Below are 23,814 nucleotides of genomic sequence, written 5' to 3' on the forward strand. Positions count from 1 at the left end.
GTGAATTTAGCATTCCTCGTGAAAATGCCTTCTTTTTTAAGCCGTTACTTAGTCAAAGTTTGTTGTAAAATTCCATTACGTTATGTTTTGGTCGTTCCTTTTTCGGTGTTGATTTTTAGTTCTGTGGGGTTAGTGAGTTGGTTGTCTTTTCGGAATGGACAAAAAGTTGTCAATGATTTAGCTAATCAATTACAACACGAAATTAGCGATCGCTTAAAACAACATCTAAATACTTATTTATCGGTTCCAGTTTCTATTAACCAACTCAACGCTCAAGCGATTCAACTCGGCTTACTGGATCTTGATAATTTTAAAACTACTGGACAATACTTTTGGCAGCAATTACAAATTTTTCCCAACGTTGGTTATATTAGTTTTGGCAGCAGCACAGGAGAATTTATTGGTGCGGGTCGATACCCAGAAGGTTATTATGAAATTAGTGAAACGTCTCGGAAATATACTCAAGGAAAGAGTTTATCCTATAAAACTGATTCTCAAGGAAATCGAATTAAACCTGCCTATGATATTGCAGATACCTATAATTTTAAAGCAGAATCTTGGTATGCTGATCCAGTAAAAGTCGGTCATGCAGTTTGGAGTGATATTTACAACTGGGAAGGCTATCCTCAATATATTTCTATTTCTTATAGTCAACCCATTTATAGTCAAAATAAAAAGTTAATTGGCGTATTAAGTGTTGATCAGCAATTATCTCAAATTAGCAATTTCTTACAACACATAAAAATTAGTTCATCAGGAAAAACATTTATTTTAGAACGCAATGAATTATTAGTAGCGAGTTCTAGCACCACTAAATCTTATCGTTTAGTGAAAGGAGAAGCACAACGAATTAAAGGCACGGAAATTGAAGATCCTTTAATTTGTTTAACCACTCAGCATGTCTTGAAATATTTTACTCATCTAACTCAAATTAAACAACCCCAAAATTTTAGTTTTAATCAAGCCGGGGAAAAATTTTTTGTTCAGGTCAATCCTTGGCAAGATCAATTGGGTTTAGATTGGTTAATTGTTGTTGTGGTTCCTGAATCGGATTTCATGCAGCAAATTCATCAAAATACACGAAATACAATTTTATTAAGTATTGTTGCTTTACTCATGGCAACTTTGATGGGTTTAGTAACTTCCCGTTGGATTTTGGTTCCTTTAATGAGTTTAAAAGAAGTTGCGATCGCTTTTTCTCAAGGAGATTTTTATCAAAAAATTGACCTTAGCCGTTCTGATGAATTAGGAGTTTTAGCCAAAACATTTCATCAAATGGCACAACAATTAAGAGATTATTTAATCCGATTAGAAGAAACCAACCAATCTTTAGAACAAAGGGTTGAAGAACGGACAATAGAACTGAAACACGCGAAGGATATAGCAGAGGTAGCCAACCGTGCTAAAAGTGAATTTTTAGCGCGAATGAGCCATGAATTAAGAACTCCTTTGAATGCTATTTTAGGATTTACGGGAATATTAAATCATCATCATTCTCTCAATATGGAGCAAAAAGAATATATTCAAATTATTAGCCGCAGTGGAGAACATTTATTATCTTTAATCAATGATGTCCTCGATATGGCTAAAATTGAATCGGGTCACATTTCCCTAAGCCCCAGTAGTTTTAATCTCTATCATTTATTAAATTTAATTCAACAGATGTTACAACTAAAAGCAGAATCTAAAGGATTAGATTTAATGATAAACTTGGAGAAAGATGTTCCTCAATATATAAAAACTGATGAGAAAAAATTACGTCAAATTTTAATAAATTTATTAGGAAATGCAATTAAGTTTACCGATTATGGCTCTGTTAGTTTACGAGTCAAAAAAGGATGTAATTCTCAGTTTAACTCCTCACCAGAAATCACCTTGAATTTTGAAATCGAAGATACGGGGGTTGGGATTGAAGCCACTCACCTAGAGAGTATTTTTGAAGCCTTTATTCAAACTGAAGCCGGACAAAAAGCTTTAGAAGGAACAGGTTTAGGATTATCCATTAGCCGACAATTTATTCAACTGATGGGAGGAGAAATTAATGTTAAAAGTACCGTAGGTAAAGGGACAATATTTTATTTTAATATTCAAGCTAAATTAACTGAAGAACTGGATAGTTATCAATCTAATATTTTAAATAAACCTGTTATTGGAATTGTAAATTTAACCCAACCCTATCGAATATTAATTGCTGATGATCGTTGGGAAAATCGCCAAGTTCTACGGAAAATATTAGAACCGATTGGCTTTGAAGTTCAGGAAGCAAAAAATGGAGAAGAAGCGATCAATATTGCCTTAAATTGGTTGCCTCAATTAATCTTAATGGATATGAATATGCCTGTTATTAATGGATATATAGCAACTCAATCTATTCAATCTCAATCTTCTCAACAACCTCCGATTATTATTGCCGTTACAGCCAGCGTTTTTGAAGAAGAAAAATCTAAAATTTTAGCCGTTGGCTGTCAAGATTGTCTGCACAAACCTGTACAAGCAGCTATGCTTTTAGAAAAAATTGCTCACTATTTAGAAATTCAATATCAATATCAAGAAAATCAGGATCACATCCTTCAGCCTGAATCTCTCTCTGAACTCACGCTCAATGCCTCTGACTTGAACAATATTTCTTTAGACATTATTGCACAACTGAATCAAGGCGCGGTTCAATTGGATGATCGCTTAATTTTTGAAGCCATTGAACAAATTGCTATTCATCATCATGAGTTAAGCGAGATCCTGACCCGTTTAGTCAATAATTTTCGCTATGATATTATTGCGAATGCGACCGCTATCCTCCTCCCCCAACCTTTCTCTTCTGTTTAAGCACCAAATCCTGTTGTCCTGCATTTAACGTCAAAAAAAGGCTTGAGATTTCCTTTAAACCTTAAGCCTTTTCTGATTTGTAGTACCCCCAACGAGATTCGAACTCGTGTCGCCTCCGTGAAAGGGAGGTGTCCTAGGCCTCTAGACGATGGGGGCTTATGACATTGGGCATTGAGTCGTTGCTTGATTTCGCGCTTGACTTCGTGCCTTTCACCTTTATTAATCTAGCCTATATCCGAATCGGTGTCAACCCTTTTAGAAAATTTTTTTTAGATTTTTTTAAACTGCGCTGAAATCTTTGCTGCAAAAGGCTTGTAGAATTTTAACACAGTTCGCGATCGCTCCTAAGTGAGCAATTTCATAACCGTGAGTATTCTGAGTCGGGAAACTCAGACAAGCCGCCCGTGCTACATGGCCAAATTTCATTGCAATAGAAGCATCACTTCCAAACCCATTTAAGATCGCCAGTTGTAACGGTACTCCTGCGGTGGTTGCCGCCTGTCGCAGTTCACCATTTAACCCCTCATCATAAATTCCATAGCTATCCTGAGACAGCAACACCGGTTTTTCATCTCCTGTGATAGGGTATTCGGGTGCGAGGGGGCAAATTTCCAGGGCAATTAACGCTTCTAAAGTTTGCCTCTGGGTAAAATATAAAGCCCCAATAGCCCCAACTTCTTCCTTCGCAGAAGCCACAAGATACACATCGATGGGCGGGTTTTTAACGGTTTCTGCCAATGCCAATAAAATCGCAACGGAGGCTTTATTATCAAGGGTATAACTAGCAATATAATCTTTGAGGCGGATAGGTTTTTTCCGGTGTTTTCCCACAACTCCCCGTGTTCCCGGTCTAATTCCGGCGGTTTCTAATTCCTGCGGGTTGCATTTCGTTTCGATCCAAGCATCTTCCCATTTTAACGCTTTCTCTTCTTGGTGGAGTTTTTGCGGAGATTCATGGGAAATATGACGAGAACCAAAACTCAAAATTCCGCTAATGGTTTGGTGATCTCCTAATAAATCAACTACCCCTTCTCCATACACCCAAGGAAAGGAACCTCCTAATTTCCGAATCAAAACTCTTCCGTTATCTTCAATACTTTTAACAATTATGCCAATTTCGTCTTTATGTCCCGTAATGGCAATGGCCCGGTTTGGATTTTGACCCGGAATTTTAGCAATAATATTATCAGCTTGATCTCGCCAAGCTTCCACACCGCGTTGAGAAAACCCTTCTAATAACCATTGATTAATTTCACATTCTGCGCCACTAGGAGAATGTTGTAAAACCAAATTTTCAATGGTTTGAAATAAAGTATTATAATCCATTTTTTGCTAATTACTGATTACTATTTATTCCCTGTTCCCTGTTCCCTGTTCCCTGTTCCCTAATTACTGACTTACTGAAGTTGGTTTTAAGAATAAGGCTACAATTAAGGCAGGTGTTCCTCCAATTAATCCAATGATTAACCATCGAGGATAACTTCGTCCTTTTTGTTGAGCAACAAAAGCAGCGATCGCACCAATAATACCATGAAGAATCGCCAAAGTTAAAATAACAGAAGGGTTGGTCAAAAAATCAAACATTTTATCGGACAATAAAAATCTCTCCTACTATCATACAGGATCATTAGCTTAAGTTTAGAGCCGGAGTTAATCAATATCTAATAAAGTTTTGATAACCTATAAATAGGTAAGACGTGATCATAAAAAGGGGGATTATGAGTTCTCATAATCAAAATTTATCCGAATAAAATAAATCGAATTTCTGGTTTTTCAGTTCAGAAACCCGATTTTGATTCACAACAACAATTCAATCTGAGATTTAATCCAAAAATCCCATTAAAGTAACAGGATCATCAATGTCATTGGTCGCAATAGGACGGTTCATCACCATAGAGGTAATTTGCAAATGACTGGCTTCAATGGGACGATTTGCTAAGGCTCCCACCGCATCTTCTAAATGAATGAGCGCCACATCATTAGGAGTATTAGATTTAAAAATTGGACGATTTGCTGATAACATCCCCGCAATTTCAAGATGACTATGTTCAATGGGACGGTTCATAAACGTCATCGTTGAAGCGACTTGAATTTGAGTCGGTGCTGTATTGGCTTGAGAGCCTTTTTTGGCAGGTTTGTCCACGATCTCTAATTGATTTTCTGGGCTCATATCTGTAGTTGGTTCGTTGTTAACAATGTCTACTTTAACCTGATCAGCTTGAGTTTTATTATCTTGATTTGAGTTTGCTGTTCCACTGGTTCGCTTCCCAGCATTCCCCCTTTTGGGTGTAGATGAGCTAACTGTCATGATGAATACCTAGTTTTTTTTGACAGGGCGAATTTAGAATTTATACTTAACCCTGCTATTAATTTCATCATTGAAATTTTCCTAGCCTTTCACTCAATTAAGGAGATAATTAAGGACGGGTTAGGTGTTAATTTTGGATTAAAGCTAAATAAATTATAAAATAAACTGGATCTTTAGTAAATACCGCGTTGAGACAAATCTCTTTTTGCCATAATAAGTAAAACTGTTGACCGTTGACTGTGTACAGACGTGCCATGGCGCGTCTCTACTGACTGTCGGCTGTTGATGGGCGAGAAGACCTCGCCCCTACTCCCCCTACTCTCCTATGATCCCCTTTCAACTTCAAGCTCCCTTTCAACCCCTTGGCGATCAACCGCAAGCGATCGCTCAACTCACTCATAATATTAAGGAAGGACAACCCTTTAGTACCCTATTGGGAGCGACGGGAACCGGAAAAACCTTTACCATCGCCTCGGTGATTGAAAAAATTGGCCGTCCGACTTTGGTTTTAGCCCATAACAAAACCTTAGCCGCCCAATTATGTAACGAATTCCGTTCCTTTTTTCCTGAAAATGCCGTTGAATATTTTATCAGTTATTACGATTACTATCAGCCAGAAGCTTATCTTCCCGTCACCGATACTTATATTGAAAAGACCGCTTCTATTAATGATGAAATTGATATGCTCCGCCATTCCGCCACTCGATCTTTATTTGAGCGGCGAGATGTAATTGTTGTGGCTTCCATTAGTTGTATTTACGGCTTAGGAATGCCTGCGGAATATTTAAAAGCGGCTATTCCCTTACAAGTGGGAGAGGAAATTGATCAACGGGAATTATTACGGGAATTAGTTTCTGTTCAATATACTCGCAATGATGTGGAATTAACACGGGGGAGATTTCGTCTCAAAGGAGATGTATTAGAAATTGGCCCAGCTTATGAAGATCGAATTATTCGAGTTGAGTTTTTTGGCGATGAAATTGAAGCCATTCGTTATATTGATCCGGTCACAGGAGAAGTTTTACAAAGTTTAGACGGATTAAGTATTTATCCAGCGCGACATTTCGTAACGCCAGAAGATCGGTTAGAAATAGCTTGTCATGATATTGAACAGGAACTCAAACAACGAGTGATTGAATTAGAAACCCAAGGTAAATTATTAGAAGCGCAACGCTTATCTCAACGCACTCGTTATGATTTGGAAATGTTACGGGAGGTGGGATATTGTAATGGGGTGGAAAACTATTCTCGCCATTTAGCCGGACGACAAGCGGGAGAACCTCCAGAATGTTTAATCGATTATTTTCCCAATGATTGGTTATTAGTCGTCGATGAATCTCACGTTACTGTTCCTCAAATTCGGGGAATGTATAATGGTGATCAAGCGCGAAAAAAAGTTTTAATTGAACATGGGTTTCGTTTACCCAGTGCGGCGGATAATCGACCGTTGAAAGCGGAAGAATTTTGGCAAAAAGTCAATCAATGTATTTTCGTATCAGCCACACCCGGAGATTGGGAAATTGAACAATCTCAAGGTCAAGTCGTCGAACAAATTATTCGTCCTACGGGAGTTCTTGATCCTGAAGTGTTCGTGCGTCCAACGGAGGGACAGGTGGATGATTTATATGGAGAAATTCAAGAGCGAGTGGAACGAGATGAACGGGTTTTAATTACAACCTTAACAAAACGGATGGCGGAAGATTTAACGGAATATTTACAAGACCGAGGCGTGAAAGTTCGATATTTACATTCGGAAATTCAGTCTATTGAACGGATAGAAATTATTCAAGGATTACAAAACCGAGATTTTGATGTGTTAATTGGGGTGAACTTATTACGGGAGGGATTAGATTTACCCCAGGTGTCGTTAGTTGCTATTTTAGATGCGGATAAAGAAGGGTTTTTGCGCTCCGAACGTTCTTTAATTCAAACCATCGGACGCGCAGCGCGAAATATTCGAGGACAGGCGATTTTATATGCGGATAATTTAACTCAAAGTATGAGCAAAGCTATTGATGAAACCAACCGACGGCGCGAGATTCAACAAAATTATAATCAAGAACATCAGATTATTCCCCAACAAATTATCAAAAAATCGAGTAATTCAATTTTGGAATTTTTGGATGTGTCTCGACGGTTAAATGCTCAAACGGTAGAAAAACAGGTTGAAATTTTGGAGGACTTGCCTTTAGAAAGTATTCCCGATGTCATTACTCAGTTAGAAACCCAGATGAAAGCCGCAGCCAAACAATTAGAATTTGAGGAAGCCGCTAAACTCCGCGATCGCATTAAACAATTACGCGATAAACTTATCGGACATTAGCTAGAGTTAATATGTCCAGCAAGAGGGGAAAATTTCAGTTTAAAGTCTACAGCACAAAATGTGTATTTTGTCAACCCCTCTTTCTAACGCCTCCGGTTTTAGTCCAAAAACCTGTGTCACATCTCCTCCCAATTTCGTCAGAAAATTAGCATTTTTAACGATAGAATCAAGGTTCTAGCTGCCATTTTTGCTTTTAGACACAATAACCCCTTGGGAGGTATTTCTTTTATAGTACCAGAACCCCCATGATTGCGTCAACTATTTGAGAAAAATTTGCAATAAAATATCAATATTTCTTGACAATCTTTTAAAAACCAAAACAATATGAGGAAATTAATAAGTTAAACTTAACGATATCAAACTGTTGTTCTGTTATTCCTCTTGTTAATTTTGTTGGGGTTTTGGAGTATCAGTTAATGCGTCTTGGGCTGAAATTCCTTCTCCTTGAAATCCAAAAAACCAAAGGGTGGCTGCGGCTTCGGCGCGAGTCACATTCTTTTTCGGTTGAAATAAAGTTGTAAACCCAAAAACCCGACGAATATTGGAATTGTCTCCATTATTATAGTCTTCTAAAATAGCAGGTAAAGCTCCCGCATCAATTTTAGAGGTATCCTTAAACCCCCAGCGTTCTTTAACAGCATCAAGACTTGCTTTCGGTAACGCTTGTCGAGTATCTAAAGGCACTTTCCAGCGAATTAAATCTTCACGGGTTAAACTAGAATCAGGACGAAACTTGGTAACAGTATTATCTCCCGATAAGGGACTGGGAATTAACCCCGCTTCCGCTAATCCTTGAATTTCTGCAAAATTAGGATGGGTGGTGGGAACATCTGTAAATACAGGGTCACTACTGGGAACAGCTAAACGAATTTGTTTAGCGGGATTATTGGCATATAATTGATTATTAACGTCTACAATCCATCGGGCATATTGACTGCGAGTAATTTTACCATTAGGATCAGGTAAGGTTCCGGTTTCCTGAGAATTAGGAGCTTTAAAAATACCCAACTTGGCAACATCAGACACCAAGGGACTTAATTCTTTAGGAACAGAATTGTTATTGGGTTTTTCAGGATTAGAAGTTGGGGTTGGAGTTGGGGTGGAGGTTGGAGTGGAAGTGGGAGTTGGAGTTGGAGAACTTACTGTTTCTACCGGAAGCGGTTGATAACGAATTTGAAAATAGGTTTTTCCATCCGATTGAGGATTAGGTTGTTGAGCAATTGTTAGTTTTAAGTTATCTTTTTCGGCACTGAGATTATCGTTATTTTCGTTAGCAGAATTCTCGATAATTTTCCAGTTTTTTGCTTTTAACTCTTTTTGGTAAAAAGCCTGAACAACATTACTAGGATCTGTTGTTTCCCAGAGGGTAATCACCGCCGTTGAATCTGGGGTTGGAGGCATCACCGTCTGTAAAGTTGCGTTAGGATAGGGGGGAATTTCTGAGGGAAAATCACTGGGAAGTTCAACAGGCGGAATAGAAGGTTTAGGGTTAGTAACGGGTGCAGTTGTTGCTTGAGGTGCGGGGGTATTGGTTTGTAATAATGGATCAGCTTTGAGAGAATTTTCTATTGCTTTCCCGGTGGGACTATTAGCACAAGCAGAAAGGGAAGTGATTAAACTGAGGATTAAAATAATCTGTTTCATTGATCTAGCAGGGAACAGGAAATTGGAAATCGGGGACAGAATTAATACTTTTGGCGGTTTCATATCAGTTTAATTGATGACAACTTCTTGAACACTGCTATCGATCAGCGAATGGTTTCATTTTAACAGAAATTAGAGAATTAGAGCAAAAATGGGAATCAGATTTTAATCTCAGTGGTGAAGGTTTAGGGTTGGGTTCATCAAGAGGGGTATAAGATTCCCTCTTCCTGCTTTTAAGGTTTCCAAAGTTGAAATTTTTAGACAGGAATTACCTCAGCTAAAACTTGAACTAATGTTTGTAATTGTATCAAGGTATGAGTCGCCATTAAGGAAATCCGAATGCGGCTGGTATTAGCAGTGGGGGGACGAATAGCGGCGGCAAAAATTCCTTGCTCTTTGAGTTTTTGTCCGATAGTTAATACCGTTGCTGCATCTTTGATGGGAACACAAAAAATGGGGGAAAGAGATTCAGAAAGGGGGATATTAAAGCGGAGTTGTTTTTCTTGGAATAGGGTTTTTAAAGTTTCAACATTTTGCCATAATTGTTCCCGTCGTTGAGGTTCAGTTTGCACAATATTAATCGCAGCTAAAGCCGCAGCAGTATCCGCCGGACTTAATCCAGTAGTATAAATCCAACTCGGTGCACGATTTCTTAAAAAATCAATGAGTTCCGCCGAACCTGCCACATAACCTCCTAAACTTCCGAACGCTTTACTCAGGGTTCCCATTTGGATTAAAGTTTCTTTGGTGCAATTAAAATACTCTACACATCCGGCTCCTGTTTTTCCAAAAACTCCCGTAGCATGAGCTTCATCTACTAATAACATACAGGAAAATTCTTCACTGATGTCAAGTAAATCCAGTAAAGGACATAAATCTCCATCCATACTAAAAACACCATCGGTAATAATCAGTGCTTTTCGATAAGGAAGACGATGTTCTTCGAGGAGTTCTCTTAACTGTTCAGGATTATTATGTTGATATTCTAACACCGTTGCGCCACTCATTTTCGCGCCATTTTTAAGACTAGAGTGGTTATATTCATCAGATAGAATTAAATCCCGTTGTCCAACTAAAGCACTAATCGTGCCAATATTTGCTAAATAACCAGAACTAAAAACAATGGCATCCTCTGTTTGTTTAAAATGAGCGATCGCTAATTCTAAATCTCGATGGAGTTGGCGATGTCCCGTTAACAATCGAGAACCCGTAACTCCGGTTCCAAATGCTTGAGTTGCGGCAATAGCCGCATCAATTAACCGTTGATCTCCGGCTAATCCTAAATAATCGTTACTCGCAAAATTAATCAAGGGTTTCCCGTCAATGATCAGGGTAGCACCTGCTTGATTTTCTACCGTTTGAACAGAACGATACCAATCGACTTTATGAATCGTCTCAAGGGCTTTTTCTATCCAAGCGTAAGCATCATTGATCATGTTCAATATCGGAAGAATAAGGTTGACTGATTTCGGCACTTTCGCCACGAACCGGAGGTAATTTATCAACTAATCCCAGATCAAAGGCAATATCGGGTAAATCCCCAGCGATATAATGTCCGGGTTCAAAAATACGACTGGGAGTAAAACAAAGTTGACGGAGTTCAACCACTTCCGTCGGTTCAAACATTCCTCTAAAGTGTCTTCGTTCCAGACTCATGATTCAGATTCCTCTTGATTTCCCTGTGATGATATTGAACATTTTAAAGCATAACTGCAACGTTGATTAATCCCTGAGATGGGTTGGATTATTAAGGGTTTCATCCAGAGGTTTTCCACAGTGGGGACAAATTCTAGGGGGAGGAGTTTGAGCTAACTTTTTATTAGCTGTGATCACTTCAGTAAAACCCGACGCAATTAACCCCGCAGGTAAGGCAAAAAGTCCAATGCCTAATAAAGCTAAAATTCCCCCTAATATTTTTCCTAAAGGAGTAATGGGATAAATATCTCCATAACCGACTGTGGTTAAAGTAATAATCCCCCACCACATCGCCGCCGGAATATTGGGAAATTTATCCGGTTGAGCTTCATGCTCGACAAAATAAATTAATGTAGCCGAAGAAATCAATAAAAAACATACAATATTTAAGGTTAAAATTAGTTCTTCCTGACGCAAGTGAATGACTTCACCTAAAATTTTAATTCCACGAGAATAACGACCTAATTTTAGAAGCTGTAAAAATCGAGTTAATCCAAATAATTTGATACTTCTTAGGTCAGCATTCGTAAAAGGGAGATAAAAGGGTAAGAAAGCAATTAAATCAATAATCGCTAGGGGTGTTACCATATATCGGAGTCTTCCCCAAATCGGATGGCGATATCTATCAAGGGTTGTACATGACCATACCCTTAATAGATATTCTAATGTAAAAACCCCAACTGAAAATCGGTTAAAAGCAATGAAATAAAATTCATAAGCTTTAAAAATTTCTTCAATAGATTCTATACAAACAGCCAAAGTATTGGAAATAATTAGAAATATCAAAAAATATTCACAAGCACGGCTTAAAGTTTGTTTATGCTCTTTTGCTTCTAAAATTAGAAATATGCGACGCTTAATTTTTCTAGCCATTGATTTATTGTCAGTTATCAGTAGAGACGTGCCATGGCACGTCTCTACCAGTTATCAGTTATCTGTATTTTTTTACATTTCTTGAATTAACCTTAGCTGATTTTGTCGCATTTGAGTCATCGTTTCCATCATATTACTTGCCATGTCTTTTTCAACATCTGACATTTGTTCCCAAAAAGAAGCCGCACGGCGAGCCGAGATCAAATCTTGCCAAATTAAGTTTAATAATTCTGCCATTTGGGGAGATTCTGTTTTAATCACTGTCAAAAGTTCATCAAAACATTGATTAGCTTCAGGATGAGTTTCTACCGCTTTTGCTAAGTCTAAACAGGTTTTCAGTTGCTCAACCCAATTTTTGCTCGGAACAGTCATCCAGGTTTTCTCCTTAACTATTTAGAGTCTTGTTCTCATTATGTAATTAAATTCTGAGAATCCCCAAACCCCAGATCAAATTTCCCCAGGGACTGACGACTGACTCCCATTCATGCCAAGATAGAGTATTAAGTTCAGTTGATATCAATCTCATGGGTAAACAGCGAGTTCTATCAGGAGTACAACCGACCGGAAACCTTCATCTGGGGAACTACCTCGGTGCTATTCGCAACTGGGTCGATAATCAAGCGCAATACGATAACTTCTTCTGTGTTGTCGATTTACACGCGATTACCGTTCCTCATAATCCAGCCACCTTAGCCGCAGATACCTACACCATTGCCGCCCTATATTTAGCTTGTGGCATCGATTTAGACTATTCTACAATTTTTGTTCAGTCCCATATTTCCGCCCATAGTGAACTCACCTGGCTTCTTAATTGTATTACCCCGATTAATTGGCTACAAGATATGATTCAGTTTAAAGAAAAAGCCATTAAACAGGGGGAAAATGTCAGCGCGGGTTTACTCGATTATCCCGTCTTAATGGCGGCGGATATCTTACTTTATGATGCGGATAAAGTTCCCGTCGGAGAAGATCAAAAACAACATCTGGAATTAACCCGTGATATTGCAGTAAGATTTAATCATTTATTCGGTCAAAAGAAGGCTGTCCTGAAATTACCTGAACCTTTAATTCGTCCCGAAGGTGCACGGGTGATGAGTCTCACCGATGGAACTCGAAAAATGTCAAAATCCGATCCTTCAGAATTAAGCCGAATTAATTTATTAGATGATCCCGATACAATTACTAAAAAAATTAAACGCTGTAAAACGGATTCAGTTCGAGGTTTAACCTTTGATGATTCTGACCGTCCAGAATGTCATAATTTATTAATGCTTTATGGCATTCTAACCAATAAAACCAAAGCAGAAGTTACCGCCGAATGTCAAGACATGGGATGGGGTCAATTTAAACCTTTATTCACAGAAACTGTCATTGAAAGTCTAAAACCCATTCAAGAAAAATATAAAGCCGTGATGGATGATCAAGGCTATTTAGAATCTGTATTAAGAACAGGTCGAGAAAAAGCCGAAGCTGTCGCCAATGAAACCCTAAATCGGGTTAAAGATGCAATGGGATATTCCCGACCATTGTAATTTGATAATCGGGAATAGGAAACCCAGAGAAAAAAAACTTCCTGGGTTGGCTACATCAGTTCTTAGCCTAACTGTGTTTCCACAACTGTTATAATTCTGATAAAATTTAGGGGATCAAGAAAAAAATGTAATCAAGTTCTTATCCTGATTTCTGATATAATTTGGAAACTTTCATCAATTTTTAAACTTCTAAAAAACAACCTTTGAAAAACAACATCAACCCTTAAGAATGAACCGTTTTCGTACTGCTTGTTCAACCCTAGATGAATTTATTGTTACGGCTGAAGTCGCACCCCCAAAAGGCACAGATCCAAACCACATGATTGAAATGGTTAGACTGCTCAAAGGTCGTGTTCATGGAGTTAATATTACCGATGGTAGTCGGGCTGTTTTAGGTATGAGTTCCCTCGCGGCTTCCATTATTCTGCTGCATCACGGAGTCGAACCCATTTGCCAAGTGGCTTGTCGCGATCGCAATCGAATCGGATTACAATCAGATTTATTAGGAGCCCATGCGTTAGGAATTAGAAATATTTTAGCCTTAACCGGTGATCCGGTCAAAGCAGGAGATCACCCCGATGCAAAAGCCGTTTTTGATTTAGAATCAGTTCGTTTATTACAAGCCATTGATAAACTCAATCACGGCTTAGATTGGAATCAAAAACCCTTACCCGATGGCGCAACAGACTTATTTGCAGGTGCTGCGGTTGATCCCCAATCTTCCAGTTGGTCAGGCTTACAAAGCCGCTTTGAACGAAAACTGCAAGCCGGAGCCCAATTTTTTCAAAGTCAATTAATCACCGATTTTGAAAAATTAGATAAATTTATGACCGAAATTGCCGCCGGAACTCAAAAACCCATTTTAGCCGGAATTTTTCTATTAAAATCGGCTAAAAATGCACGATTTATTAATAAATTTGTTCCCGGTGTTCATATTCCTGATAGCATTATTAATCGCTTAGAACAAGCAAAAAATCCCTTAGAAGAAGGCATTTTAATTGCTTCTGAACAAGTTAAAATTGCCCGTCAACTTTGCCAAGGTGTGCATATTATGGCAGTTAAACGGGAAGATTTAATTCCTAAAATCTTAGATTTAGCTGGAATTAAACCTTTATAGGAAAGAACGAAGATGGGGAACAGAGGCGATTTCTTATGAAACAACCGGAACCTTTTGAGCAATTTTATTATTCAATTCCAAAGTTAAATTATCCTCACTGCGATAAGCTTCCCAAGCTCCCGATGATAAACGGCTAATTTGCCATTGTCCCTGAAGATAATTTTCATCCTCAGAGACAGTACCCGTATAACTTACCAAGTCAGGAGAAGTCGTTAAATATTGTTTCGTGAAACTCACTCCACGACCCACCACTGTCCCACTAATTTGAGCTTCTCCCAAATAACCCTCATCTAAAATATTCCCCGCCAAAGTATTCCCGCTTTGAATAAATGTCACTTCAAAACGAGTTGGAACTCCCTGTTGCCAATAGGTTCCTAGCCAAATTCCACTTAAATCAGCCATATTTTATCGTTAATCGTAGTTTCAAAATCAGTATTAATTTGGACAACTTTGCCCTATTGATAAATTAACAAAATTTGAAACTTGACAGGGAGTGGGCAGATGAGCCACTAAAGTTCTTGTCCAAGGCGATAAAATATCCTCCCTGGGAATCTTGAGAAATTGTACCCGCAAACTGGGCATAACTGAACTTGCAGCTTGATCCAGTTTAAACTTAGAACCCGTTTGATTAGTGCGGTAAACCCAACGTTGATTTTTATGACCGATAATCATCCGCCAACCCGTCACTAAACTTTGGGTACAAAACATCCCCGGTTCTGCTAACCCTAAACAGCCATCGGGCCATAGTTGTTCCTCCACCGCTTCCAAAGTTAATTCAGAACGCGATAAACCCGACTGTTGATGGATATCCTCAAACACAGTTTCTAAGAGGGAAGAAGGTACCTTAAAGGAATGATTTTGAGATTCTAAGCGAATATTTCTACCCTGAGCATCTGTACGATAAACCCAAGTTTGGTGGCTATCGGACACCACCACTCGCCATCCTCGCACCAACATTTGTCCACACACTTCCTCTGCTGCTGCGAGTCCTAAACAGGTATCGGGCCAAGTTTGTTGACGCGCTTCCACTATTTTAAGATCGGTGAGCGCAACTCCTGATTGTTTAGCAATCATTTCCCGAACCTTTGTATCGACTAAAACGGGTAAAACCGGAGCAGCCTCGGCAGAATATTCTACCCATTCGGGATTTAATGGCTTTGTTTCAAAAACAACTGGAAGGGTTTTCGGTAACTGTCCTTTAACATTAAATAAAGGGTTCGGTAACACGCGATAAGTCGGTGTCACCTGCGAAGCAACTGTGGTGTTTGGGGATAGATCCCATAAGGATTGATTTTCAGGCTCAACAGAAGCAGAGAGACGCTTTTGAGCAACTGTCATGGAGTGAGAAAGCAGGGCTTGGGTCTGAGCAAAAGCAGATTGTACAACCGTTGGATAAGCTTCTAAAGCTAAAACGCCAGTCAACATCAACGCCAAAATCAAAGGGCGCGGCTGCTTCTCATTTACAGTGGAAGTCGCTCTCCAGCGACGTTTGGAGGGGCTAGGTTTCATGGGGAAGCATCCACGAATACTGGACAACTTATGGCACAGATGACACAGACATTCCAAGATTTGTTTCCTCTGATACAGTCAAATCCTGTCATCCGGGAAAAATCCCTATCTTAGAACATCAAACTGTGCCAAGAGAGCTTCAACAACCTGAGTCTATTTTCCGGTATCGTTACCCAACTTTAGGGATACAGTTCAATTCTGTCCCAGGGAAACGACTTGAAAAACTCGGTTTCTGGGTAAGAGGAACAGACCCACAACTGTAGATTAGCCTGAAACCTTACTCAAGATTAGCGATTGCGCCCCATCCTAACATATCAATTACTGAATTGCCTACAGTTTGGGTTGAATGATTCCAAGACCTGCTAGGTTAATAATACCGTCAAAAATGGGAGCCAACAAAAATGGACATTTTGTTAGAAGGAGGATCGGTTTTACGCGAGCGAGATTACACGCTGATTATTGATAGTAGTAATAGTATGGCAACCCTTGAACAATCCGAAGGCAAAAGTCGCTGGGAGTTGCTTCAAGAATCGATTTTAGCGATCGCCAGCTATTGTGAACAATTTGATCCTGATGGGATTACGCTTTATTTATTTTCTGATCAATTTCAACGCTATGAAAAAGTCACATCTGACAAAGTAATTTATATCTTTGAACAACATCAACCCTCTGGAACAAATCGTTTATCTCCGGTGCTAAAAGATGCGACCGATAACTATTTTGGACGTCGCGCAACGGAACAAGCCAAAGCCAATGGCGAAACAATTATTATTGTAACGTCTGGAGAAATTGAAAATCCCACCGCCCTCAGACAGATTATGATTGATGCTGCTAATCAACTGAACCGAGATGAAGAATTAGCCATTGAACTGATTCAAGTGGGTTCTAACTCCGATGTAACAGAATTTTTCCATATCCTTGATGACGATTTACAAAGTCAGGGTGCTAAATTTGATATTTGTAATACCATTACTTTATCGGATTTAGGAGCGATGAGTTTAATGGATGTGTTACTCAAAGCCATTGTTGATTAAATAATAAATCAGGTAAAACCGGAGTCTTTAACGGATTTAACCCTTGATTTATAGTATTTTATGAAGAGAATTCTTTTGATTTTTAGGGGTTGCTCATCATGTTAGACTCCTCCCTGCAAATGCTCGTCTCCCAATCTATCAAAACCTTAGATTCTATTTTGATAGATGGAACTTTGCCTGCATCAGAACGGGCTGCTGTTGCCTTTAAAATATTAGAATTGGCACAGAATATTACCCCAACGGTTTCTTCTGATTCACCGTCTGCGATCGCCCAAACCCAACTTTTATCTTTACCCAAACTTAATTTTACCGATCCCAAACTCTTTTTACATTTAGCAGCCTATCGAGATTCTGAACTCATTCCTACCCTTAAAGATGCGTTAAAAAAAGCCCACCGTCCTGAAAAAATAACCTTTGGAATTGTTTGGCAATTTATTCCAGGGGAAGATGAAATAATCACCGAAAAAATGCAAGAATTCCCCTGTAAAATGATAGAAATTGATGCCCGACAATCCCTCGGTGTTTGTTGGGCAAGATCCCTCGGTCAACGCTTACTCCATGATGAAGATTTTATTTTACAATTAGATAGTCATCATCGGTTTGTCGAAGGGTGGGATAGTTTATTACTCCAACAACTTGCCCAATGTCCGAGCCCCAAACCTGTCCTTTCTGCCTATACTCCCCCTTATATTCCCCCCGATGAAATTCCCCCAGGATATCCCTGTACTCGTTTAACCGCCCATCATTTTGATGAACATGGGATTCTGAGTTTTATTGCTGGAGAAAGTTTAGCATCCTATTCTGAACCTCAGTTAGGAATGTTTCTAGCCGGTGGATTTATTTTCGCCCCCCGACAATTTTATTTAGACGTTCCCTATGATCCCTTTTTGTATTTTCGCGGAGAAGAAATTACCCTTTCAACGAGAGCTTGGACAAAAGGATGGGATATTTTCTATCCTCATCAAATTACAATTTATCACTATTATACTCGCACCAATGCTAAAAAACATTGGGATATTAATTCCGAATGGTACAAATTAGAACAAAAATCCAGAGAACGCATCAAAAAAATATTAAGAATTACTTCTTTAGAAACCGAGAGTTTAGAAATTTATGATATCGGCAATATCAGAACACTAGAAGACTATCAAAATTTTTGTGGGATTAATTTCAAAACTCAAGAAATATCAGAAACTGCCTCAAAAGGAATCCCAACAAAATCAGTTATAGCGCTACGCGCAAGGGAACAGGGAACAGGGAACAGTAAGAATTGAAAGGGTTTTAGAGTTTAAAAATGTCCTAACCGTAATGCGTAGCACTATATTAGTAAACAGTGATCATGATTAATCATCTATCTCAAGCTTTCGGTCAATTATATGGAATTGGTGTAGGGCCCGGTGATCCTGAATTAATTACCTTAAAAGGCTATCATCTTTTGCAGCAAGTTCCAATTGTCGCCTTTCCATCAGGAATTGGGGAAAAACCAGGAATAGCTGAACAAATTATTACCCCTTGGTTAAAATCTGATCAGCTTAAACTTCCCTTAACCTTTCCCTATGTTCAAGATGATGCCCTTCTCCATCAAGCATGGCAACAAGCTGCTGAAATTGTTTGGCTTTATTTAGAACAAGGACAGGATGTGGCGTTTGTTTGCGAAGGAGATGTCAGTTTTTATAGTACCTTCACCTATTTGGCACAAACCCTGAAAAAAATTCGTCCTGAAGTGGTAGTGCAGACCATCCCTGGAATTTGCTCTCCCCTCGCGGCGGTAGCAAGTTTGGGTATTCCCCTCACCATTCGGGATCAAAAGTTGGCAATTTTACCTGCAATTTATGCGATCGCCGACTTAGAAACAACCCTGCACCAGGCGGATGTTGTGGTGTTGATGAAAGTTAGTTCCGTTTATCAGCAAGTTTGGGACGTGTTACAACGCTTCAATTTGCTAGAACACGCTTATATTGTAGAAAGGGCGACCCTACCTAACCAAGTGATTTATGCTGGGTTAAGCGATCGCCCCCATTTGCGTTTATCCTATTTTTCTATCCTGATTATCAAAACAACCTTGGCTCACACCAGCAAGCAAACGTGCTAAAACAGATAGGATTAATTAAATTTGTAATTTTATTCAAGTTTAAACTTTAACGTTTATTATGACGGCTTCGACAACCTCCTTAACTGAATTTTTTCCCCCCACCTTTCGCCCACCCGTTGTATTGTGTGTGTTGGCATCCTTGGGCGTTCATGGCTTATTTGCTGCCAATATTCAATATATTAATTTTTACTCTAAATCGATTAAATTACCCCCAACGGTTCAAGTCGTTGAACTCTCTCCTGAACAAATTAGTCGCGTTTATCCGGCGCCTCCCCCTAAATTATCGTTTACCCCCTTAAACTCTCTTTCCTCATCTTTATCCGTTCTTCCCGTCCCTTCGACCGATAATATTGTTCCCCCCCCTGCACCGCAAGACTTTATGCAGGCGTCATCCCTCCCGATGTGGCCAACAAATATTCCCTTACCACCTCCGAGTAATTCCCCTGGTGTACCCAGCTATCGTTTACCCCCCGTTGTTTCTCAAGGGTCTAATTCTCATTCTAATCTTCTCAATTCCGGTTCTATGGGATTTCTCCCGAACTCTAATGCGTCTTTATCCTTTGTTCCAGGGCCACCTTTAAGTTTCGATAACTCTAATCCTCCCCCTCCCTCTGAACAATCTGGACAGTTAAAACAACCTGGAAGTTTACCCCCAAATAATGAATTAGCCTTGCGACAACAGTTAATCCGAGATTTAGGCCAGGATGTTGATTGTCCGCCAATATTTAATAATGCCAATTGCACTCCTAAAACCCCTAATCAGAATAACAATACAAATACTCCCCCCAATACTCCCCCCCCTGGAAATAATTCCAACGTTCAACCCTCTCACCCCAAAGGTTCAATTTTGGCAGGACTGGAAAATAGCTTGCAACAACAACCTTCTAATTCCAACCCCAAACCTCCTGAAGGTGTCGTTAATGAACAGCAAACAGCAATGTTACAAGGAGGAAGTGCCTATCTTAACTGGGTCAATGGTCTACTCACCAACTATCCCAATTTAGAAACCTCCTCCCCCATCGGAGTTAACAATTTATATCCCAATGCGGCTTGTGAACAAAAGCTAACGGGGAAAGCGTTAATTGGGGTAGCGGTGGGTGAAACCGGGGAGATTTTACAAGGGCCAGAAGTTTTATTAGCCACAGGTTATCCGGTGTTGGATGATGCGGCAAAAGCAGCAGTCCAGGAAATGACCTTTGACCCGACAAATTCACCAAAAGCTTATCAAATTCAATTTCAGTTTAATAGTGAAGAAAATTGCAGAACAGTGAATAATCAAACTCCCCAACCTGCTAATACACCTGTGGTTTCTTCCCCACCCCCTGCACAGCCCACACCACCGACCTCAAAAACCGAACAACCGACGAATCCCGTTGAACAAAAACCCCCGGAGTCTGACCAACCCAACCCCGAACTGTCCCCTTCCCCCCAACCTCAACCTGAATCTAATCCTTAAATTAAAAGTTATGAGTGGACTAACGACGAACTTTTTTACGCGCTTTTCCTTCTCTTAATCCACTCCAACCGATGGTGAGATAACAACTGGCTAACAGCAAACTGGTTACGCCAGTTCTGACATTGGATTTTAAACTTCCTTGTTTGGATTTCATTTCAGCTTGCCGACGGCGTTCTTCAATATCCCGTTTGAATTGCTCATTTAATGCCGAGGCTTGCAGATTTAAAGCTTCGGGATTCTTTTTAAATTGTTCTAAGCGTTCTAATTCTTCCGGCGTTAGTTGTTTACTGGCAATATATTCTTCCAGTTTTTGATTATTTTGTAATAAATCTGTCATTTGAGTCTGTTGCAGTTGCAACTGTTCAGACACTTGTTTTTTTGCCTGTTCAGCGTCTTGATTAAGACGTTCTATAGCTTGATTACTCGCCACAAAAACATTTGCAAAATGAAGGGGAATTAATAATAGATAAATTAAGCCTAAAATAGTAGAAATTAAATACACCCAAAATTTTAAACTATTAAATTTTGATTGTGTATCATCGGCTGTAACTCCCGATAAATCTTCTAATCCATAGGCGCAAAACATTAAGGCAATCGCCAGGATAGGAATAATTCCCTGTTCAGCCATTTGAGTCGTAAACTGAACTTGCCATTCCAAATCTCCTACATTTAAAGGAAAAAATAATAAGACAATATTAACAACCGAAACCCAAAATAAAATTACTCCTGCTAGCTTTAAAAAACCAGCCGATTGAGAGGGAATCTTACTAAAATGCTTAGATTTCATAATCAGATTTTTCTAAAAACAACTATTCCTTAATAGTCTCAGATTGGCAATTTTCTGGGATAGCCCATATTCCTGATATTGCCTGAAGATGTTTTCCCTGGGATGATTTCACCGTCTGAGCCCTTCTATTCGTTCATTATAACATTAGTGTTTATACGGAGATAAGATCTTACTGGGTATTTAATTTTACTGACCCCGAATTTTGTAAATTCTTTGATGATTTGACCAGATTTTAGACTTTTCTACTTGCACAGAAAGGTTTAGAGCGTTATAATGAATGAAGAGAAAGGTTAGTTCGTTCCCTTGATACTGATCATCGTACTGCATAACCCTTACCCTAAAATCCAAAATTTGCATCTGCTCTAACTCAACAATACATCTTCTCTAACTTAACAAGATATTTATGAAAAAATTACTAGCTTCTATTGCTAGTGCTAGTTTATTTACGGTCACGGCACTAGCAGCAACCCCATCCCAGGCAGCGTTGTTTTTCGGCACCGATAGCACTGACCTCAATGACGTTTTCAATAAAACTGACCTCAATGATGTTTTCACCCAAAAAGTCTCTCTGAGGACAGAACAGACCAATGTCATTTATCCTGTTTCTCAGCACTTAAAAATTACTCCCACAGCGTTCCTGGAAACTCCTCCTAGTCAAACCAGTAGTTTATCCACCATCAATACAACAACCATCGTTAATTTAAGCTCACCTCCTGGTGGAAAAATGATCTACAGCAAAGCTTACGGAAAAGGTGTATGCAACGTTCATGCAGGTTGTGCTCTTCAAGCCATCGGTTTATCTTTGGCTTTGCAATGCTCTAATGCTGGAACTGATCCAGAAGCCTGGGCTAAATGTGTCAAAAGCAAAGACTACGACAAATATTTAGCCGCGGCTCAATGCACTTGGGGTACTTGCCCTGGATTTGCTACTTTGCCAAATGGCGGTGCTGCCTATGCTTGTACAAGTCCTAGTCATTCTATTTTGGAGGGTAAAAGTTGATTACATCTACCTAACTTACCTTACGTCCAAATTTCTAAATCAATATCACCCTTCCTTTCCATCCTAATGCCCACAGAGCTTATATTGATCAGCTTTTTCTCAAACTCTAACAATAACAGAGGAGTTCAACTCCTCTGTTATTGCCTAATGGTCAATTGTGTAGTGTTTCATTAACCTTATGAATGATTTTTGCGTTTGGCTGCGCCGAACAAACCACCAACGGCTATCAGTCCTAAGATTGTAGAGGGTTCAGGAACAGCCACAGGTACACCCGCTTGATTCCAAGAAAAGACACCACTGTAGGATTGTCCATCATCTTTAGCGGTGAAGTTTGATGCTTCTGCGTTGAAACCGTAGACGTACTGGGCTTTACCATTGAGTTCAACTTTGGTGATTTCGCTGATTTGTAAATGCTGAATTTGATTCAGGGCATTGTTCAAGGAATCAACCTGTTTTTGAGTTTCGGTCAGGGTGGCAAGTGCGGAGGTTACATCTCCTTTCTTAGCTTGCAACTGTGATAATCCGTTTTGCGCCGTTTCTAATGTAGTGTTTGCTGTTGATAACTTACCGTTTAATGTTGCTAATCCGGCTTTTGCTGTTGATAACTTATCATTTAATGTTGCTAATCCGGCTTTTGCTGTTGATAAGTTGCCGTTTAAGGTGTTATAATTATTGATTGCATTTTTTTCGGCAGTAGTTCTCTGAGTCGCAAGTTTGCTGATTCCCGACTTGTAGTTGGGGTCATTAGCAGCGTTAGCCACCAATGGAGTGAGGGTATCAACAGATCCTTGGGCAGTGCTAATCTGTCCATTAAGACCGTCAATGGCCTTATTGGCATCGGTAATATTTTGCTTAAGGGTGATAATGCCTGTATTGAGGGTGTCAATCTGCCCCTGAACAGTAGTAATCTTGCCATTGATGTCAGCAAGTGCGGTTTTGGCTTGAGCAAGGGGTGAAGTGATAGTATTGCTATATCCACCAATGATGGTATTGACTTTCGCCTTCAGGTCAAAGAAACCCAAGGTTTTCATTGACATCGCGCCCGTTTTATCTAAGGAAAACTCAGCAATGTTGGGATCTCCAAAACCAACGGTACTCTTGAAGGCTTCAAGGGCTAAATTTTGGAAAGGGGATGCTAAGTTATTCCAAACTGTTTTTAGAGGTTGATAGGCATTTAACAAGCCATTTAACCATTCCCCTTGGAAAGTGTTGAACTCAGCCGTCGTCACACTGGACACTTTAGCGGTGTACTTTCCGGCTTTCGCGGTAAAACCCACGCTGGAACTATTGGTTTCATTATTGTAGTTGAGTTCTACGTTCGTTTGAAGATTACCATCAGTTAAAGCGCTGATGGCGGCAGCTTCATTGCCTTGAATCCAAAGTTTGTTGCTGTTGTGGGTATAGGTAGCGTAATTGGTTTCGCTATTGTCAAAGTCAAAAGAGGCGGCTTTCGCTGGGAGACTAGCAATCGTGCTCATTCCCACTGCGACAGAAGTGCCAATTAAGATTTTTTTTAATGAAGCTGCCATGGGTTTTCTCCAGAAAGTAGAAGGTTTTCTTAGAATTTCGTCTATATTGTGATGCTGAATCTTATTAAAATCGATTTTGATAGATTTTTGGG

22 protein-coding genes and 1 tRNA gene are annotated in these 23,814 nt (G+C 39.5%); 9 read left to right on the forward strand and 14 right to left on the reverse strand.

Going from position 1 to position 23,814, the window contains the following annotated elements:
- Positions 1–2,823, forward strand: coding sequence for an ATP-binding protein (locus tag PL9214_RS16710; RefSeq protein WP_139295075.1), 2,823 nt, complete (start codon positions 1–3; stop codon positions 2,821–2,823).
- 83 nt (positions 2,824–2,906) lie between these two features.
- Here the strand turns inward: PL9214_RS16710 and PL9214_RS16715 are convergent.
- The 5 genes from PL9214_RS16715 to PL9214_RS32720 all read right to left on the reverse strand — a co-directional run bounded on the left by PL9214_RS16715 (position 2,907) and on the right by PL9214_RS32720 (position 5,387).
- A tRNA-Glu gene (locus PL9214_RS16715) sits at positions 2,907–2,979 on the reverse strand.
- A 123-nt stretch (positions 2,980–3,102) separates the two neighbouring features.
- On the reverse strand, positions 3,103–4,149 hold the full coding sequence (locus PL9214_RS16720) for a M42 family metallopeptidase (RefSeq protein WP_072719884.1): 1,047 nt from the start codon (positions 4,147–4,149) through the stop codon (positions 3,103–3,105).
- A 63-nt stretch (positions 4,150–4,212) separates the two neighbouring features.
- A complete protein-coding gene (locus PL9214_RS16725; protein WP_072719885.1) occupies positions 4,213–4,407 on the reverse strand; it encodes a hypothetical protein in 195 nt (64 codons plus the stop codon).
- A 238-nt stretch (positions 4,408–4,645) separates the two neighbouring features.
- Positions 4,646–5,131 carry a hypothetical protein gene (locus PL9214_RS16730; RefSeq protein ID WP_072719886.1) on the reverse strand — a complete coding sequence of 162 codons (486 nt, stop codon included), beginning with the start codon at positions 5,129–5,131 and terminating at the stop codon, positions 4,646–4,648.
- 127 nt (positions 5,132–5,258) lie between these two features.
- Positions 5,259–5,387 (reverse strand): hypothetical protein, encoded by a 129-nt coding sequence (locus PL9214_RS32720; RefSeq protein ID WP_281250331.1) that lies wholly within the window; start codon positions 5,385–5,387, stop codon positions 5,259–5,261.
- Positions 5,388–5,456: 69 nt separating this feature from the next.
- On the opposite strand from PL9214_RS32720, the gene uvrB reads away from it, so the two are divergent.
- A complete protein-coding gene (gene uvrB / locus PL9214_RS16735; RefSeq protein ID WP_072719887.1) occupies positions 5,457–7,454 on the forward strand; it encodes an excinuclease ABC subunit UvrB in 1,998 nt (665 codons plus the stop codon).
- 384 nt (positions 7,455–7,838) lie between these two features.
- On the opposite strand, the gene PL9214_RS32725 is transcribed toward uvrB, so the two are convergent.
- From PL9214_RS32725 to PL9214_RS16760, 5 genes are all read right to left on the reverse strand, one after another.
- Positions 7,839–9,098, reverse strand: coding sequence for an S-layer homology domain-containing protein (locus PL9214_RS32725; RefSeq protein ID WP_072719888.1), 1,260 nt, complete (start codon positions 9,096–9,098; stop codon positions 7,839–7,841).
- Between the two features lie 257 nt (positions 9,099–9,355).
- Positions 9,356–10,534 carry an 8-amino-7-oxononanoate synthase gene (bioF, locus tag PL9214_RS16745; RefSeq protein ID WP_072719889.1) on the reverse strand — a complete coding sequence of 393 codons (1,179 nt, stop codon included), beginning with the start codon at positions 10,532–10,534 and terminating at the stop codon, positions 9,356–9,358.
- Positions 10,524–10,754 carry a hypothetical protein gene (locus PL9214_RS16750; protein WP_072719890.1) on the reverse strand — a complete coding sequence of 77 codons (231 nt, stop codon included), beginning with the start codon at positions 10,752–10,754 and terminating at the stop codon, positions 10,524–10,526. The genes bioF and PL9214_RS16750 overlap by 11 nt, the downstream gene beginning before the upstream one ends.
- 66 nt (positions 10,755–10,820) lie before the next feature.
- Positions 10,821–11,666 (reverse strand): ion transporter, encoded by an 846-nt coding sequence (locus tag PL9214_RS16755; RefSeq protein WP_072719891.1) that lies wholly within the window; start codon positions 11,664–11,666, stop codon positions 10,821–10,823.
- A 72-nt stretch (positions 11,667–11,738) separates the two neighbouring features.
- Positions 11,739–12,038, reverse strand: coding sequence for a hypothetical protein (locus tag PL9214_RS16760; protein WP_072719892.1), 300 nt, complete (start codon positions 12,036–12,038; stop codon positions 11,739–11,741).
- A 152-nt stretch (positions 12,039–12,190) separates the two neighbouring features.
- On the opposite strand from PL9214_RS16760, the gene trpS reads away from it, so the two are divergent.
- Positions 12,191–13,198, forward strand: coding sequence for a tryptophan--tRNA ligase (gene trpS / locus PL9214_RS16765; protein WP_072719893.1), 1,008 nt, complete (start codon positions 12,191–12,193; stop codon positions 13,196–13,198).
- A 229-nt stretch (positions 13,199–13,427) separates the two neighbouring features.
- Positions 13,428–14,315, forward strand: a complete 888-nt coding sequence (locus tag PL9214_RS16770; RefSeq protein WP_072719894.1) for a methylenetetrahydrofolate reductase — start codon at positions 13,428–13,430, stop codon at positions 14,313–14,315.
- Between the two features lie 33 nt (positions 14,316–14,348).
- Here PL9214_RS16770 and PL9214_RS16775 read toward each other — a convergent pair whose 3' ends face one another.
- The gene (locus tag PL9214_RS16775) at positions 14,349–14,717 is read right to left on the reverse strand and encodes a hypothetical protein (RefSeq protein WP_072719895.1); all 369 of its coding nucleotides are present in this window, start codon (positions 14,715–14,717) and stop codon (positions 14,349–14,351) included.
- 33 nt (positions 14,718–14,750) lie between these two features.
- Positions 14,751–15,824: a DUF8738 domain-containing protein gene (locus tag PL9214_RS16780; RefSeq protein ID WP_139295077.1), complete on the reverse strand. Its 1,074-nt coding sequence runs from the start codon at positions 15,822–15,824 to the stop codon at positions 14,751–14,753.
- Positions 15,825–16,225: 401 nt separating this feature from the next.
- On the opposite strand from PL9214_RS16780, the gene PL9214_RS16785 reads away from it, so the two are divergent.
- The 4 genes from PL9214_RS16785 to PL9214_RS16800 all read left to right on the forward strand — a co-directional run bounded on the left by PL9214_RS16785 (position 16,226) and on the right by PL9214_RS16800 (position 20,406).
- Positions 16,226–16,858 carry a vWA domain-containing protein gene (locus PL9214_RS16785; RefSeq protein WP_072719897.1) on the forward strand — a complete coding sequence of 211 codons (633 nt, stop codon included), beginning with the start codon at positions 16,226–16,228 and terminating at the stop codon, positions 16,856–16,858.
- A 98-nt stretch (positions 16,859–16,956) separates the two neighbouring features.
- Positions 16,957–18,132: a GlcNAc-transferase family protein gene (locus PL9214_RS16790; protein WP_072719898.1), complete on the forward strand. Its 1,176-nt coding sequence runs from the start codon at positions 16,957–16,959 to the stop codon at positions 18,130–18,132.
- Between the two features lie 65 nt (positions 18,133–18,197).
- Positions 18,198–18,950 (forward strand): precorrin-2 C(20)-methyltransferase, encoded by a 753-nt coding sequence (locus PL9214_RS16795; RefSeq protein ID WP_072719899.1) that lies wholly within the window; start codon positions 18,198–18,200, stop codon positions 18,948–18,950.
- 58 nt (positions 18,951–19,008) lie between these two features.
- A complete protein-coding gene (locus PL9214_RS16800) occupies positions 19,009–20,406 on the forward strand; it encodes an energy transducer TonB (protein WP_072719900.1) in 1,398 nt (465 codons plus the stop codon).
- A 19-nt stretch (positions 20,407–20,425) separates the two neighbouring features.
- On the opposite strand, the gene PL9214_RS16805 is transcribed toward PL9214_RS16800, so the two are convergent.
- Positions 20,426–21,193: an HpsJ family protein gene (locus PL9214_RS16805; RefSeq protein WP_072719901.1), complete on the reverse strand. Its 768-nt coding sequence runs from the start codon at positions 21,191–21,193 to the stop codon at positions 20,426–20,428.
- Between the two features lie 403 nt (positions 21,194–21,596).
- Here PL9214_RS16805 and PL9214_RS16810 point away from each other — a divergent pair, with 403 nt between their 5' ends.
- Entirely contained in the window at positions 21,597–22,193 is a 597-nt protein-coding gene (locus tag PL9214_RS16810) for a hypothetical protein (protein WP_072719902.1), read from the forward strand.
- A 176-nt stretch (positions 22,194–22,369) separates the two neighbouring features.
- On the opposite strand, the gene PL9214_RS16815 is transcribed toward PL9214_RS16810, so the two are convergent.
- Positions 22,370–23,722 carry an NF038130 family PEP-CTERM protein gene (locus tag PL9214_RS16815; protein WP_072719903.1) on the reverse strand — a complete coding sequence of 451 codons (1,353 nt, stop codon included), beginning with the start codon at positions 23,720–23,722 and terminating at the stop codon, positions 22,370–22,372.
- Positions 23,723–23,814: the final 92 nt, after the last annotated feature.

The sequence above is a fragment of the Planktothrix tepida PCC 9214 genome (assembly GCF_900009145.1).
Classification (GTDB): domain Bacteria; phylum Cyanobacteriota; class Cyanobacteriia; order Cyanobacteriales; family Microcoleaceae; genus Planktothrix; species Planktothrix tepida.

Coding starts and splice junctions, on each gene's coding strand:
- PL9214_RS16720 (WP_072719884.1), bottom strand. CDS start 4,149: ATGGATTATAATACTTTATTTCAAACCATTGAAAATTTGGTTTTACAA.
- PL9214_RS16725 (WP_072719885.1), bottom strand. CDS start 4,407: ATGTTTGATTTTTTGACCAACCCTTCTGTTATTTTAACTTTGGCGATT.
- PL9214_RS16730 (WP_072719886.1), bottom strand. CDS start 5,131: ATGACAGTTAGCTCATCTACACCCAAAAGGGGGAATGCTGGGAAGCGA.
- PL9214_RS32720 (WP_281250331.1), bottom strand. CDS start 5,387: ATGGCACGTCTGTACACAGTCAACGGTCAACAGTTTTACTTATTATGG.
- uvrB (WP_072719887.1), top strand. CDS start 5,457: ATGATCCCCTTTCAACTTCAAGCTCCCTTTCAACCCCTTGGCGATCAA.
- PL9214_RS32725 (WP_072719888.1), bottom strand. CDS start 9,098: ATGAAACAGATTATTTTAATCCTCAGTTTAATCACTTCCCTTTCTGCT.
- bioF (WP_072719889.1), bottom strand. CDS start 10,534: ATGATCAATGATGCTTACGCTTGGATAGAAAAAGCCCTTGAGACGATT.
- PL9214_RS16750 (WP_072719890.1), bottom strand. CDS start 10,754: ATGAGTCTGGAACGAAGACACTTTAGAGGAATGTTTGAACCGACGGAA.
- PL9214_RS16755 (WP_072719891.1), bottom strand. CDS start 11,666: ATGGCTAGAAAAATTAAGCGTCGCATATTTCTAATTTTAGAAGCAAAA.
- PL9214_RS16760 (WP_072719892.1), bottom strand. CDS start 12,038: ATGACTGTTCCGAGCAAAAATTGGGTTGAGCAACTGAAAACCTGTTTA.
- trpS (WP_072719893.1), top strand. CDS start 12,191: ATGGGTAAACAGCGAGTTCTATCAGGAGTACAACCGACCGGAAACCTT.
- PL9214_RS16770 (WP_072719894.1), top strand. CDS start 13,428: ATGAACCGTTTTCGTACTGCTTGTTCAACCCTAGATGAATTTATTGTT.
- PL9214_RS16775 (WP_072719895.1), bottom strand. CDS start 14,717: ATGGCTGATTTAAGTGGAATTTGGCTAGGAACCTATTGGCAACAGGGA.
- PL9214_RS16780 (WP_139295077.1), bottom strand. CDS start 15,824: ATGAAACCTAGCCCCTCCAAACGTCGCTGGAGAGCGACTTCCACTGTA.
- PL9214_RS16785 (WP_072719897.1), top strand. CDS start 16,226: ATGGACATTTTGTTAGAAGGAGGATCGGTTTTACGCGAGCGAGATTAC.
- PL9214_RS16790 (WP_072719898.1), top strand. CDS start 16,957: ATGTTAGACTCCTCCCTGCAAATGCTCGTCTCCCAATCTATCAAAACC.
- PL9214_RS16795 (WP_072719899.1), top strand. CDS start 18,198: ATGATTAATCATCTATCTCAAGCTTTCGGTCAATTATATGGAATTGGT.
- PL9214_RS16800 (WP_072719900.1), top strand. CDS start 19,009: ATGACGGCTTCGACAACCTCCTTAACTGAATTTTTTCCCCCCACCTTT.
- PL9214_RS16805 (WP_072719901.1), bottom strand. CDS start 21,193: ATGAAATCTAAGCATTTTAGTAAGATTCCCTCTCAATCGGCTGGTTTT.
- PL9214_RS16810 (WP_072719902.1), top strand. CDS start 21,597: ATGAAAAAATTACTAGCTTCTATTGCTAGTGCTAGTTTATTTACGGTC.
- PL9214_RS16815 (WP_072719903.1), bottom strand. CDS start 23,722: ATGGCAGCTTCATTAAAAAAAATCTTAATTGGCACTTCTGTCGCAGTG.